The sequence below is a fragment of the Bacillus sp. NTK034 genome (assembly GCF_017303275.1).
Classification (GTDB): domain Bacteria; phylum Bacillota; class Bacilli; order Bacillales; family Cytobacillaceae; genus Cytobacillus.
The window spans coordinates 296,669-310,777 of record NZ_JAFKOJ010000005.1; the positions used below are offsets into that span (position 1 = coordinate 296,669).

Below are 14,109 nucleotides of genomic sequence, written 5' to 3' on the forward strand. Positions count from 1 at the left end.
TAGGAACTATGAAAGATATTATAGAATAGCTAAAAGGAGGATGAAACATGTCAGATTTTAATAGGCAGAAAATTGTTGAAAGTGTGCCTCAAAAAGGTTTCTTTGGACATCCTAAAGGCTTGTTCACACTTTTCTTCACTGAGTTTTGGGAGCGCTTTTCTTATTATGGAATGAGAGCGATCCTTGTATTCTATATGTATTATGAGGTTTCAAAAGGCGGTTTAGGCCTGGACGAGCCGACAGCTTTAGCAATCATGTCCATTTATGGATCATTGGTGTATATGTCAGGGATCATCGGCGGATGGATGGCCGACAGATTGTTCGGAACCTCCAGAGCTGTATTCTATGGCGGAATTTTAATCATGCTCGGCCATATTGCCCTTTCTATTCCTGGCAGCCTGGCTATGTTCTTTGTTTCCATGGTGCTGATCGTATTAGGTACTGGATTATTGAAGCCAAACGTATCAAGCGTGGTTGGGGATATTTACAGCCCGGAAGATAATCGCCGCGATGCCGGTTTCAGTATTTTCTATATGGGTATCAACCTTGGCGGATTCCTTGCTCCATTAATTGTCGGAACAGTTGGAATGAATTATAATTTCCACCTAGGTTTCGCAATTGCAGCTGTTGGTATGTTCTTTGGTTTATTAGTGTTTATTTTTACGAAAAAGAAAAATCTTGGATTAGCAGGAACTTATGTATCTAATCCATTATCTGAAGGCGAAAAGAAAAAGGTATATACAAGAATTGGCCTTGGCGCCGTAATTATTGCCATCTTAGTGGCAGTGGGCATCCCAACTGGGCTTTTAACGTTTGATTCCTTTATTGCCCTTGTTGGTATTTTGGGAATTGGTCTTCCGATCATTTACTTTACTGTGATGTACCGAAGCCCTAAAACAACAGAAGTGGAACGTTCACGCATCATTGCTTATATTCCATTATTCATTGCATCTGTTATGTTCTGGGCTATCCAGGAGCAGGGTTCAACGATTCTTGCGAATTATGCGGACAAGCGTACCCAGCTTGACTTTATGGGACTTGATATTTCACCGGCATGGTTCCAGTCTCTAAACCCTTTGTTCATCATTTTCTTTGCGCCAGTTTTTGCATGGCTGTGGGTGAAGCTTGGCGACCGCCAGCCTTCAGTACCTCAGAAGTTCTCTCTGGGTCTATTATTTGCCGGATTATCTTTCATTGTAATTCTGCTTCCAGCCTATCTTGGCGGAACAGATTCTCTTGTAAGTCCATTATGGCTGGTTCTTAGCTACTTTATTGTTGTTCTTGGTGAGCTTTGCTTATCTCCAGTCGGACTTTCAGCCACAACAAAATTAGCGCCTGCTGCTTTCTCCGCTCAAACGATGAGCCTTTGGTTCCTATCAAACGCGGCCGCACAGGCAATCAATGCACAGATTGTTAAGTTCTATTCACCAGAAACCGAAATGACTTACTTTGGTGTAATTGGTGCAGCTGCGATCGTGCTATCCATTATCCTATTCATGTTGAGTCCTAAGATTCAAGGATATATGAAGGGTGTACGTTAATAGAAAAGCGGAAGCGCCTTGCCCACCCCCGACAAGCACAAGACAAGCCTCGAGGGGTAGGCGCAGGAGCTAGACAGTTTTCGATTTTTTTAATTTTCCCCTTGTTATTTTAGAAAAGCGGAAGCCAGAAGAGTGTGTGCTCTTCTGGCTTTTTTTGTACGGCTTATTCGGATAAAATCTGCTTGGCCGGTAAGTTCGTCAATTTGGCCTGTATTTTCTTATAATTGGCCGGTAAATCCTCTATTTTGACCGGTAAAATACTGCTTTTATTTCCCCCATTTCTCAAGCATCGGCCCCTCATCTCCATAGACAGGATCAGTCTGTGGAACAGGGACATTTTTTATTTCAGCCAGCGCCTGTACACGGTCTGATGGATCCTTTTTCTTCATATTCGGGCTTGTTCCGCCGGGGTAGGCACCCACGACTTCGAAGTCCGGACTGCTTTCAGCATCCCTATGTCCTGTGCCTGCAGGAAGGAGAATGGCGTCGCCCTGCTTAAGTACAAGGCGTTCCCCCTGGTCACCGCCAATGAGTACGGTGGCTTGTCCTGCTTTGACACCCAGCACTTCATGAGTATTGCTATGATAATGGTGGTAATCATACACCCCGCCCGTCCAGCAGCCGGTCCATTGATGTCTGTTAAAAGCCGCCTCTATTTCATCAGGCTGGTCCATAAAAACGGCCTTGTAGATGATAACAGGGAGGTCAGGATTGTTGGGTATTTGCCCATCATCCGCAAGCTGGATTGTTTGAATTTGGCTTTTCATGTGAACCGCTCCTTTCGAATTGCTTCAATTACTTTGTTTAAACGTGTCTCCGCCTTTGATGGTTCCGTTTTGGAAGCCTTTGTAGAACCATGACTTTCTCTGCTCTGACGTTCCATGAGTAAAGCTTTCCGGCACCACATAGCCCTGAGCCCGTTTTTGAAGGGTGTCGTCCCCTACTGCCGTTGCAGCATTCAGGGCTTCTTCCAGATCGCCTTCCTCTAAATATCCCATTCCCTGGGCATGGTGGGCCCAAACGCCTGAATAATAGTCGGCCTGCAATTCAAAGCGGACAAGATACTGATTAAACTTTTCTTCACTCATACTCTGGCGGAGAGGCATGATTTCCTCAGTGGTTCCAAGCAGCGTCTGCACATGGTGCCCCACCTCATGGGCTATGACATAGGCCATGGCAAAATCGCCGGGAGCCTGGAATTTCCTTTGCAGCTCTTCGTAAAAGCTTAAATCAATATACAATTTTTGGTCGCCTGGACAATAGAAAGGCCCTACTGAAGAGGACGCTGCCCCGCATGCAGACTGTACGCTGCCTGAGTATAAAACAAGGGTCGGCTCCTCATATTGCAGCCCCTGTTCTTCGAATATTTCCGTCCAGACTTCTTCTGTATCAGCCAGCACAACAGAGACAAAGTCAGCAAGCTCTTTTTCCTGCTCTGATTCTTCATATGGCACAACTGTTCCGGAGTCTGTTCCGGCCATATTGCCTAAAAGCTCGCCCGGATCACCGCCGAGGAAGGTAAATAACAATACAATAATAATTCCGCCGAGGCCGCCGCCGATCAGGGTTTTCCCCCCTCCGCCCATGCCTCTCCGGTCTTCAACATTAGAACTCGCTCTTCTGCCTTTCCACTTCATGTTTCAGCCTCCTAATGTAACGCCTTTTATCATTCATTTGATTAGTGTATACCCGAATGGAGGGGATTTATTAACTTAGCAGAAGTAAAAAAAGGTGCCTGCTGCGAACAGGCACCTTTATCTCGTATTATTTTTCTATCGCGCCAGCAGGATCATAGAGGCTCAGGTCAATATCCACCTCTTGCCCGAGAGCAATCTTGGCCAGCTGGGCGCCAAGAAAGGGCCCTGCGGTCAGCCCTGAGGCTCCAAGTCCATTTGCTATGTAAAGACCCTTAACACCCGGAATTTTGCCTATAATGGGCAAGAAGCCTGGTGTATAGGGACGGAAGCCCACCCGTGCTTCTGCGAACGTACCATCAGCCAATCCCGGTGCTATAGTTAACGCTTTCTCAAAAATTTCATTCAAGCCGCCTGCAGTTACTCTTATATCGTAGCCCATATCATCCTCATGGGTGGCACCAACAACGATGCGGCCGTCTTCAAAAGCCAGAATGTATTGATTGTTTGGCGGCATTACAACCGGCCAGGTGCCCGTATCCTCCCCTTCAAGCTGAAGATGGACAATCTGGGCTTTTTGCGGCTTCACATCCAATTGAATACCAAGCGGCTTTAAAAGCTCACCAGCCCACGCTCCAGCCGCTGCAATCACACTATCCGCTTCATATCGCTCTCCGCCGGCCTTTACAGCCGTGACCCTGTCACCTTGGCACAAAAGTTCAGCAGAGCCATGAACCAATACAGCACCATGCTTTTCAGCCGCCCGCAGCAGGGCGTCCCTTAGTTCCCGGCCGTTGACGCGCGCCGCACCGCTTACATGAACCGAGGCATATTCCTTCGATAGTGGCGGGAAAATCTCCAATGTCTGATCTTGGGATAATGGTGTAATCTCTCCCATTTCTGGTGCATCGCCGCGCCTTTTTACAGCACGTTCTTCCATTTTCTCAAGCTTTACAGGGTCGGTATGGAGGCTGACGGCTCCTACTTTCTGATAACCCGTCTCTGTCTCTCCGTCCTTTTCAAGCTCCCGGATGAGTGTTTGATAATAGGCCGCTCCCCCTCTGGCCAGCGCGTACCACGCCTTATTCCGCCGCTGTGTCAGCCATGGGCAGATAATACCGGCCGCTGCGTCTGTTGCCTGCCCCGGGTCTTTGCGGTCAATAACGGTGACATTTGCACCTGCCTTAGCCAAATGGTAGGCTGCAGAAGCCCCCAGTATTCCTGCACCAATGATGATATGACTTTTCATAATGACTCCTTTTCGCGAACTTGTTTGCCACTTATTTTACAAGAGTTTGGGGCAGGGCACAATTTTGCTCCTTGTCAGCTAGTTTGACTCATTTTCACGGTATGGTGCAGGAAAGCCGGTATGGCGCAAAGTGACCGATAAAATGAAAATCTGACCGATATCCTTGATTAAGTAACCGATAAAATGAATTTTTGACCAATATCTACCATGAAGTGGCCGATATATTCTATTTCCGGCTGATATCCCCCTCGCAGCAGTCTGATACAGCCGCCTTTCCTGGCCCAACACCCCAATACATACAAAAAAACTGCATGACAGGCATAAAACCCATCATGCAGCTCCATTAAAACGGCTTATTCGGTTCATAGGTCGGCTGATGGTTTTGAGCCTGATACTGCTGGCTTTTGGCTGCCGCATCCTGAACGTTTTCTTCAAGAGCAAATTCTGTGTCCATTCCTTTTTTGAATTGATCCGCCTGGTTTTGGGCGGTTACAATCTGCTGTTCTTCTGTTACTTTATTCGGCTGCTTTGGCATCACTATCTCTCCTTTATTTTAGAAGTATAGATATAGATTTTCCAAAGCTTCAGGCACTATTCATCTTTTTACAGGTCCACCTTTGTTCCGATGCCTTCAAGTATAGCTTTTTCATAAACGGCGGCAGCTGCAGCGAGGTCAAAGTAGGCAATGCCGACTGATTTGAAAAAGGTAATCTCTTCATCGTTTTCTCTGCCTGCGATCATTCCGGCTGATAATTGCCCGATTTCGCCATGAAGGTCCGAAAAGCTCCAGATGCCTTCGGCGGCAGGAATAATAAAATCACCTGCTTCATCTTTGATTCCTTCCAGGGTGTCTGCGACGATTTTAGAGCTTCTCAGCAGCGTTTCTGCGTCGACTTCCTGCATATGCGGAAGATAAGAGCCTACCCCGTTAATATGCGTACCCGGACGGAGAGCCTTGCCGGAGAATACCGGCTTTTCCGAGCGGGTGCTGCAGATGACAATATCCGCCCTGGAAACAGCTTCATCTGCATTTTCCATGATGGTCATCTCACCTTTAAATTCATGAAATTTTTCAGCAAACTCATTAGCCTTTGCAGCCGTCCGGTTGTATAGGAAGATTTCTTCTATTTCGCGGACCTCCAATACGGCATTCAGCTGTTCTTCAGCCATTGCCCCGCAGCCAATCACGGCCACAGAACTTGCCGATTTTTTTGCCAGATGCTTGGTGGCAATGCCGCTCACTGCCCCGGTCCGGAGTCTTGTCAGGTAAGAGGCATTCATGCATGCCAGATGTTCCCCTGTTTCCGTATCACTTAATAAAATGACTCCCTGAGTGGTCTTTTTGCCGATCTCAGGGTTCTCCGGAAAGATGGTGACCACCTTCACAGCCGTTTTTCCGATTGGCGGCATGGCGCTCGGCATATAAAGGGCAGAGGCCTGTCTCTCCGGAAAGTCCAGGACGGTTCTATGGGGATTCCGGATTTTCCCCTCCAGATTATGAACCAGGGCATTTTCCAAATCTTTAATGGCTGATTCCATCGTATAGATGGATTTGATTTCTTTTTCAGATAATAAAAGCATGAACTCTACCTTTCTAAGCTTTTTGATCGGTTTGTCCGAGGCCCGTATGGAATGAATTATCTCCTGGCAGATCAGAATCAAGGTCCTGATTGCTTCGGTCACGGACTGATGCAATTGCAATCAAAGAGATGGCGGCTGCAAGCATGATGTATAACGCTACAGGAACATAGGAATTGTCATATGCATTCAGCAGGGCAGTTGCAACGAGAGGGGCAGTTCCTCCCGCCAGAGCGGCCCCAATTTGATAGCCCAGCGTGATGCCGGTATAGCGTACGTTCGACTTAAATATTTCAGAAAACATCGTCCCAAGTACAGCGGTGATGGGAGCCCAGATGATGCCGAGACCCAATATTGTAGCCACAACCAATAGAACTGCTGAACCCTGGTGAAGCAGCCAGAAGTATGGAAAGGCATAAAGCATCATCAGGACCGTTCCGCCCACATACAGCTTTTTCCGGCCAATTTTATCAGACAATTTCCCCATGATCGGGATTAGAATAGTAGTAATAATTGTTGCAATTGTAACGGCATTCAGAGTAACCGTGCGCGAGAAACCAAGCTGTGTTGTCGCATAGGAAACAATAAATGTTCCGAAGATATAAAATGGAGCTGTCTCCACCACTTTTGCTCCGACAGCAATCAATACTTCCTTCCAATGGCTTCGCATCGTTTCCACAAACGGAATCTTGGCGATTTCACCTTTCTCCTGAGCCTTTTTAAAGGATGGTGTTTCATCAATGCCTTTTCTAATCCATAAGCCAAAAAAGACAAGCAGGGCACTTAGAATGAACGGGACACGCCATCCCCATGATAAAAAGGCTTCTTCAGGCAATAAAGTCATGATGGATAAGGCAAGCGTTCCAAGGAGCATTCCAATTGTGACACCCATTTGTGGAATACTGCCAAAGAAGCCGCGCCGATTTTTTGGGGCATACTCAACAGCAAGCAGAAGCGCGCCGCCCCATTCTCCTCCGAGGCCGATACCTTGTATTAAGCGTAAGAGAATCAGCAGGATCGGTGCTGCCGCGCCTATATTATCATAGGTAGGCAAAAAGCCCATAAGGACTGTTGCACCGCCCATGAGGGACAGTGTGAGCACAAGGGTTTTCTTTCTGCCGATTTTATCGCCGATGTGGCTGAAAATAACGCCACCAAGCGGACGGATGAAGAAAGCAAGTGCGAAAGAGGCATACGCCAGCATCAAACCGACAGCCGGGTCATCGCTATGAAAAAACATTTGATTAAATACAAGTGCAGCAACCGTCCCATACAAAAAGTAATCAAACCATTCGATGGAACTTCCGATCAGGCTTGCAATCAGCACTTTCTTTTCTAATTTCTTTTCCATACCATTTCCCCCTCTCTTGACTGTAAAAATGTACAAGTTCATCATAGTTTATATTATTTTGATATTTCAATATATTTTTAAAATTGACTGATAAATAGAACTTATTTACCTGTTCAATCCCTAAGGTGAAAGTATGGGAATGTTTTTGTTATAATCATAATACTTAGATGGAATTTGATCTTAACTGGAGTGAACACGTTGAATACAAAAAAAGCACTGCCTCTTTTATTCGCAGTTATGTTTCTTGTTATGGTGGGGTTTGGAATCATCATTCCTGTCATCCCCTTTTATGCGGAAGAATTAGGGGCCTCACCTACTGAACTGGGCCTGTTAATGGCCGTTTATTCGCTGATGCAGCTGCTGTTTGCTCCTATGTGGGGGCGTGTTTCCGATAAAATCGGACGCAAACCGGTCATTATGATCGGCATTTTTGGCCTTGGCCTGTCTTTTTTCATGATGGCCTTATCCACTGAGCTTTGGATGCTGTTTGCTGCCAGAATCATCGGCGGCTTCCTGTCATCTGCCAATATGCCGACTGTCATGGCCTATGTAGCGGATATTACATCTGAAGAAGACCGCGGAAAAGGAATGGGGATCATTGGAGCTGCAGTGGGCTTGGGGTTTATTTTTGGGCCTGCAATCGGCGGCATCTTTTCCCGGGAAAGTTTGAACATTCCTTTTTACGCGGCAGGAACATCTTCGTTTATCACATTTTTCCTTGTCATGCTTGTGCTGAAAGAATCCCTTTCACCAGAGCAGCGCAGCCAGGGAACTGCTAAGCGTCCAGGTCTTTTAACAGCCTTAAGCGGGAACACTGGAATTTTATTTATCCTTCAGCTGTTTGTTTCGCTGTCACTGGCAGGCCTTGAAGCAACTTTTGCGTATTTTGCAGCTGACAAGGCAGGTCTTGGCACCGTGGAGCTTGGCTATATCTTTATGATCATGGGATTTGGAGGCGCCCTTGTACAGGGCGGTTTAGTAGGAAGAATGACGAAAAAGTACGGAGAAGGAGCTGTGATTCAGCTGAGAATTATCATCTCCGCCATTGGCTTTGGACTTATTCTCCTGGTTGACAGTTTTACCACAGCAGCGATTTTCTTAACAGTTTTCGGCATCGGAAACGGGTTTATCCGCCCAAGCGTGTCTTCCCTGCTGACAAAGACATCTCAGACTGGACACGGCAGCACAACCGGCCTGCTTTCATCATTTGACTCCCTGGGACGCATTATCGGGCCTCCGCTGGGCGGCTGGCTTTTTACCATGAGCATCGGTGCCCCGTACATCTCGGGAATCCTGCTTTCCGGAATGGCATTCGTGTTGTATCGTGTTTATTCATCCAAGGTAAACAGCACCCAGTCAATTACATCTTAAAAACAGAAAAGGAGGCCGCTCATGCCTCCTTTTTCTATTTCTGCAATATAGCCTGAATAACATGTCCCGTACCTGTATGGCCTTTTCCTTCTACTCTTTCCTGTTCGCCATAAAAGAAATGAAGGACTTTATAGCTCTTTATCCATTGGAGAAGATCTGCCGGATCATAAACCATATCAATACTTTTCGGTCCGCCTGTACCATAGCGGAGCTGATCCTCCGAATAGACTTCAAGCATGACGATTCCACCCGGCTTTACAACGGAAACGAGCTTATCGAAAACAGTCTTTTGATCCTTTTTCCGAAAATGGCCGAAAACCATAATCGAAGCATCATACTCCCCAGATGGCACAGAATCATGAATGAGATCCTTCTGTCCTGTTTCGACTCTGACATGATGGCGTTCAGCCAGCTGCTGCGTTTTAATTAACCCGCTTTGTGTATAATCCCATGCGGTTACCTCATGCCCCTGCCTGGCAAGGAATACAGCATTTCGGCCCTCACCCTCGGCCAAAGCAGCAACTCGTTTATGCCCTTTAAGCCTCCATGTTTGCTCTCTGATAAATTCATTGGGCTCCTCGCCATATAAATATCCTTCTGCGGAGAACTTTTCTTCCCATAGATTTGCCAATATAACCACTCCTTCCTGTTAAGGTATTCTAGAAGTGGTTATGGAAATCCTATTGTATAATGGAAAAAATGCCAGCAGTAGAGGTGGATGGAGATGAAAGAGCTGACAGCGATGGAAGAGGTGCATCAGTTTATTCAGAACGCTGAGCTTGGCCTAATTTATGTGCTGACTGACAGCTGAAGCGTCTGTCATGGCCTGCTTCCTCAGGTTGAGGAAGTGTTGAAAGATTATCCCCGTATAGAAGCACGATTTGTGAATGCAGGCAAGGTCACTGAAATAGCCGGGTACCTCATGGCTTTTACAGTGCCTGTGATTGCCTTATATCTTGATGGAAGAGAGGTTTTGAGGGAGGCGCGGTTCATACCGGTCGAGAGGCTGCGTGATGATTTAAAGAGGATCTATGAGGGTGTTTTTGATGTATAAAGGAAGGACTGACGGTGCTTTTCCGCCGGTCCTTTTTGACTATTCAGCTGATGGTATTAGATAATCAGCATTGCATAATGAATAAGAATTCGATTGTTATAGGTAATAGATTTGCAGTAAATTAGAATATTATTATCTTCCCCTATTAAATAACCCCAAATTTTATTGTCATAATTACCTACAAACACTCCCAATAATCCATCAATTTATCGAAACCTAATTCTTTTAGCCCAGATTTAATACTTAAATCGCCTTTTAATTTCCCCAATTAACAGAATGTTCTTTCTTCTTTATACTTTTCAATAGAAAGTCCTTTTAAACTATGAATCAAGTATTTAGGGAGGTTGGATCTTGATTATTTTAAAGCAGTCAATAGGGGTGATTCCCCAGCTGCTTTAAGGGTGGAAGACTATATTTTTGAAGAGGAGAATGGGCACGAATGGGAGATTTCAGGTTTAAAAAGTATTTAACAGCTGCCATGGCTGCGGCAATGTTAGCTGTTCCGCCCCTGCAGGCTTCGGCAGATGATTCTGGAAAGGGCATCCTAAAAGGTGCAGATGGCAAAGCGGCCATAACCGATCTGCAAGGGATGAATGCAAAAGCCAGTAAAGGCAAGCATGTCATCACCCTTATTACAGGTGATGTTGTAACCGTAACAGAATTTGCAGATGGAAAGAATATCATTCATGTTGAACCAGTGGACCCTTCCGCAAATGGAGCACGCATTTTGACAGCCAACAAGGAAACGTATGTCATTCCTGATCAGGCTATGCCCTATCTGGCTTCCGGATTTTTGGACCAGGATCTGTTCAATATTACGGCTTTAATTAAAGATGGCTATGATGATGAGAATCAAGAGGAATTGCCGGTCATCATTCAATATTCCGAGTCCAAAGGCCGTTCAGCTGATGTCCATCCAGCCCCAAAGGGCTCAAAGAAAACCCATGTGCTTGAAAGCATAGATAGTGTAGCAGTCTCAGCTAATAAGAAAGAAACAAAGAATTTCTGGGAAGAAATCACTAAAGCAAACAAGACTTCTAAAACAGCTAAGGCCGCACTGGCTCCGGGCATTGAAAAAATCTGGCTGGATGGCCGTGTCGAAGCTTCTCTTGAACAAAGTGTCCCACAGATCGGAGCGCCTTCTGCTTGGGAATCCGGCTATGATGGAACAGGCGTAAAGGTGGCTGTTCTTGATACCGGAATTGATTCAGAGCATCCGGACATTGCAGGCCAGCTGGATGAGGCAGTGAGCTTTGTGCCAGGAGAGGAAGTTACCGACAGACATGCACACGGAACACATGTGGCTTCCACAGTACTAGGCACAGGTCAAGCATCTGAAGGACGGAATAAGGGTGTGGCTCCCGGCGCCCGTCTCCTTGTAGGAAAAGTACTTAGTGATGAAGGCTTTGGCCAGGATTCCTGGATTATAGATGGAATGGAATGGGCTGCTGAAAATGCCAAAGTCGTCAATATGAGCCTTGGAAGTTCTGAACCAAGCGATGGAACAGACCCGATGGCTCAGGCTGTAAACAATCTTAGTAAAGAAACAGGTTCCCTGTTTGTTATTGCTGCCGGGAACACTGGCAGTGAAGGAATTGGATCACCAGGAGCGGCTGATGAAGCTCTTACTGTTGGCGCCGTGGACAAGTCCGACAATCTTGCCTGGTTCTCGTCTAAAGGGCCTAGCTTTGGAAGCTCAGGATTAAAGCCTGACCTCACTGCTCCTGGAGTAGGAATTATGGCTGCGCGTTCTCAGCATACGAACCAGGGAAGCGGCTCTTATATGAGCATGGATGGTACCTCAATGGCAACGCCTCATGTTGCTGGAGCCGCAGCCCTTCTCTCCCAGCGCCACCCTGATTGGACCGGAGAACAGCTTAAGGAAGCTCTGATGAGCACCACAAAGAAGCTAGAGGACATTAAGCCTTTTGAAGGCGGAACAGGCCGTCTTGACACTGTAGCCGCGCTTGGTGATGTAAGGGCTACCGGTTCCCTGGATTTCGGCTTCTATGACTGGCCTCATGAGAATGATGTTCCGGCTGAGAAGACCATTACGTATTCAAACGACAGCAGCCAGGATGTAACATTGGATCTGTCAGTATCGATGAAAGATAGCCATGCAACCGACGCTCCTGCCGGAATGGTAAAGCTTTCATCAGAAAAAGTGACTGTTCCAGCTAACGGAAGTGCCGGGGTTACCGTTACACTTGACCCGAATAAGGGGGATTTTGGCGCCCGATATCAGGGCCATATCAGTGCTTCGGCAGAAGGCCAAAAGGTTGTCCATACGTCATTAGGCATGATTAAAGAAGATGAAAGGTACCCGCTTACCATAAAGGCGATTGACCGTGACGGAGAAGCTGCCTCTGCATACTTCTACCTTTTGGGACCAACTGGCGAACCACAGTTTATGTCAGTGGAAGGCACGAAGGAGCTGCGGCTGCCGAAAGGAACGTATTCAGTTATGTCGATGATGGCTGTTGATGCAGATACAGATCAGGCAGGTGTAGCGCTTGTCGGCGACCCGGAAATTAATCTGGATGGACCTCAGACAGTTATGCTGGATGCCCGCATGGCCAACGAAATTACTGTGGATGTTCCGAAAGAAACAGAAGCCAATTACAGAAAGCTGGAATATTACCGCAGCATCAATGGAAACCAGGTGAATGACATTTACATTATGCCGGTAGTGGTGGACAAAATGTACGCTGCACCTACAGAGAAAGTTAATGTTGGTGAATTCACGCAGGCTACGCGCTGGCGCCTGGCAGAACCAATGCTGACAATCGGCTACAAAGGAAAGGAATTGGATGATATCCCGCAGGCAGGAAGCACTCTCCTGAATGACAAGTATAATTTGAAGGCTGTCTATGCCGGAAATGGATCTCCAGAGGATTATGAAAAGCTGGATGTGAAAGGAAAAGCAGCAATAGTGGAGCGCAGTGATGATTTAACAGGATCTGAACGTGCTGTAGCAGCGTTAGCAGCAGGAGCAAAACTATTGATTACCGTTAATGATGGACCTCAGGAGCTTAGTGAATGGGTAGGAATAGAAAATGAAGATTTTTCACTTTCCAACAGCCCTCTCCCGGTTGCCGGTGTCAGCGGCACTGAAGGCAAAGAGCTGATCGCAGCTGCCAAGTCCGGAAAATTGACCTTAAAAGTCGAGGGTACTCCTGACTCGGATTATTTATATGACCTTGTGGATATGCATCATCAGGCAGTGCCTAAAAAGGTAAACTATTCACCGAAACCGAAGGACCTGGTCAAAATCACCTCTGAATATAAATCAGACCGTCCTGCACCTGGTGCTGAGTTCCGATACGATATCCTGGCGCACAGCTTTGCCGGAGTAGGCTTCCTGCAGACCCTTTCACTTCCGTCTGTCAGAACAGAGTGGGTATCGGCACAAAAAGGCACATCTTGGTATCACCAGGCTGGTGTTCTTGATGCCCAGTGGGAAGTAAGACAGCCAAAAGTAGAATATACACCGGGTCAGACATTGAATGAAGAATGGTTTTCACCTGTGGTCCGTCCTCGTTTTGGTGATGGTTTCTGGGCTCCATACCGTTCAGGCAATAATTTGATACTAAATGTTCCTGCCTGGGCTGACTCAGGACCTGGACATACAGGAGCAGACATGAATTACCCTGGCGATCAGACATTAAAGCTATATCAAGGGGATAAGCTGGTTAAAGAAGGAAAGGGCCAGGCACTCTACTTATTTAATGAATTTCCGGCAGAGAAAACCCAGTACAAACTCGTAAGTGAGGCTGCCCGTGATGCAGAGCGCTGGAACACATCAGTCCGTACACATACGGAGTGGACATTCTGGTCACAGAAGCAAGAAGATTTCCAGACTGCTCTTCCGCTGATTTCTCTTGATTATAAAGTGGATACTGACATGTCAGGCAACTCCACTGCCGGTAAAAAAATTAAGCTTGATTTATCAGCTGTTCAAATAGCCGATGCTCCTGAAAACGGCAAAATAAAAGGAGCCAGCCTTGACGTGTCCTTTGATGAAGGAAAGACATGGGAAGCGGCAAAATTAGTTTCCAAGGGCAATGGCTGGACCGCTGAAATCAAGAATCCAAAGATGAAGGGAAGCTCTGTCTCCCTGCGTGCCAGTGCATGGGATGATGCAGGCAATCGTGTAAGTCAGGAGATTATCAAGGCTTATGGTTTAAAGTAATGAAGAATGGATGAACCTCTTGTTAAGCAGTGGATGGCTTACAGAGGATGCATGAACCAGGCAGCCAATGCCTGGTTCATTTTTTTAATAGATCAGTTAACCGTCTAACTTCGCAGCCTGCTAGGGCAGCTTTTGAAGG

11 protein-coding genes are annotated in these 14,109 nt (G+C 46.6%); 4 read left to right on the top strand and 7 right to left on the bottom strand.

From position 1 onward, the window contains the following. Positions 1-47: 47 nt before the first annotated feature. Positions 48-1,541: a peptide MFS transporter gene (locus JI665_RS16430; protein ID WP_206840912.1), complete on the top strand. Its 1,494-nt coding sequence runs from the start codon at positions 48-50 to the stop codon at positions 1,539-1,541. Between the two features lie 266 nt (positions 1,542-1,807). Here the strand turns inward: JI665_RS16430 and JI665_RS16435 are convergent, their stop codons facing one another. The 6 genes from JI665_RS16435 to JI665_RS16460 form a co-directional block, all read right to left on the bottom strand. Next, positions 1,808-2,308, bottom strand: a complete 501-nt coding sequence (locus tag JI665_RS16435; protein ID WP_206840914.1) for a cupin domain-containing protein — start codon at positions 2,306-2,308, stop codon at positions 1,808-1,810. A 24-nt stretch (positions 2,309-2,332) separates the two neighbouring features. Further along, entirely contained in the window at positions 2,333-3,178 is an 846-nt protein-coding gene (gene ypfJ / locus JI665_RS16440; RefSeq protein ID WP_206840916.1) for a KPN_02809 family neutral zinc metallopeptidase, read from the bottom strand. 127 nt (positions 3,179-3,305) lie between these two features. Further along, positions 3,306-4,424 carry an NAD(P)/FAD-dependent oxidoreductase gene (locus JI665_RS16445; protein ID WP_206840918.1) on the bottom strand — a complete coding sequence of 373 codons (1,119 nt, stop codon included), beginning with the start codon at positions 4,422-4,424 and terminating at the stop codon, positions 3,306-3,308. 343 nt (positions 4,425-4,767) lie between these two features. Next, positions 4,768-4,959 carry a hypothetical protein gene (locus JI665_RS16450; protein ID WP_206840919.1) on the bottom strand — a complete coding sequence of 64 codons (192 nt, stop codon included), beginning with the start codon at positions 4,957-4,959 and terminating at the stop codon, positions 4,768-4,770. Positions 4,960-5,027: 68 nt separating this feature from the next. After that, positions 5,028-6,005: an ornithine cyclodeaminase family protein gene (locus JI665_RS16455; protein ID WP_206840921.1), complete on the bottom strand. Its 978-nt coding sequence runs from the start codon at positions 6,003-6,005 to the stop codon at positions 5,028-5,030. Positions 6,006-6,018: 13 nt separating this feature from the next. Continuing rightward, entirely contained in the window at positions 6,019-7,353 is a 1,335-nt protein-coding gene (locus JI665_RS16460) for an MFS transporter (protein WP_206840923.1), read from the bottom strand. Between the two features lie 198 nt (positions 7,354-7,551). Here JI665_RS16460 and JI665_RS16465 point away from each other — a divergent pair, with 198 nt between their 5' ends. Then, positions 7,552-8,724: an MFS transporter gene (locus JI665_RS16465; protein ID WP_206840925.1), complete on the top strand. Its 1,173-nt coding sequence runs from the start codon at positions 7,552-7,554 to the stop codon at positions 8,722-8,724. A 34-nt stretch (positions 8,725-8,758) separates the two neighbouring features. Here the strand turns inward: JI665_RS16465 and JI665_RS16470 are convergent, their stop codons facing one another. Next, a complete protein-coding gene (locus JI665_RS16470) occupies positions 8,759-9,355 on the bottom strand; it encodes a class I SAM-dependent methyltransferase (RefSeq protein WP_206840927.1) in 597 nt (198 codons plus the stop codon). A gap of 216 nt (positions 9,356-9,571) precedes the next feature. On the opposite strand from JI665_RS16470, the gene JI665_RS16475 reads away from it, so the two are divergent. Together JI665_RS16475 and JI665_RS16480 are read left to right on the top strand one after the other, a co-directional pair. Next, entirely contained in the window at positions 9,572-9,778 is a 207-nt protein-coding gene (locus JI665_RS16475) for a thioredoxin (RefSeq protein ID WP_206840928.1), read from the top strand. 439 nt (positions 9,779-10,217) lie between these two features. Beyond that, positions 10,218-13,970 (top strand): S8 family serine peptidase, encoded by a 3,753-nt coding sequence (locus JI665_RS16480; RefSeq protein ID WP_206840930.1) that lies wholly within the window; start codon positions 10,218-10,220, stop codon positions 13,968-13,970. The last annotated feature ends 139 nt before the right edge of the window (positions 13,971-14,109 follow it).

Coding starts and splice junctions, on each gene's coding strand:
- JI665_RS16430 (WP_206840912.1), top strand. CDS start 48: ATGTCAGATTTTAATAGGCAGAAAATTGTTGAAAGTGTGCCTCAAAAA.
- JI665_RS16435 (WP_206840914.1), bottom strand. CDS start 2,308: ATGAAAAGCCAAATTCAAACAATCCAGCTTGCGGATGATGGGCAAATA.
- ypfJ (WP_206840916.1), bottom strand. CDS start 3,178: ATGAAGTGGAAAGGCAGAAGAGCGAGTTCTAATGTTGAAGACCGGAGA.
- JI665_RS16445 (WP_206840918.1), bottom strand. CDS start 4,424: ATGAAAAGTCATATCATCATTGGTGCAGGAATACTGGGGGCTTCTGCA.
- JI665_RS16450 (WP_206840919.1), bottom strand. CDS start 4,959: ATGCCAAAGCAGCCGAATAAAGTAACAGAAGAACAGCAGATTGTAACC.
- JI665_RS16455 (WP_206840921.1), bottom strand. CDS start 6,005: ATGCTTTTATTATCTGAAAAAGAAATCAAATCCATCTATACGATGGAA.
- JI665_RS16460 (WP_206840923.1), bottom strand. CDS start 7,353: ATGGAAAAGAAATTAGAAAAGAAAGTGCTGATTGCAAGCCTGATCGGA.
- JI665_RS16480 (WP_206840930.1), top strand. CDS start 10,218: ATGGGAGATTTCAGGTTTAAAAAGTATTTAACAGCTGCCATGGCTGCG.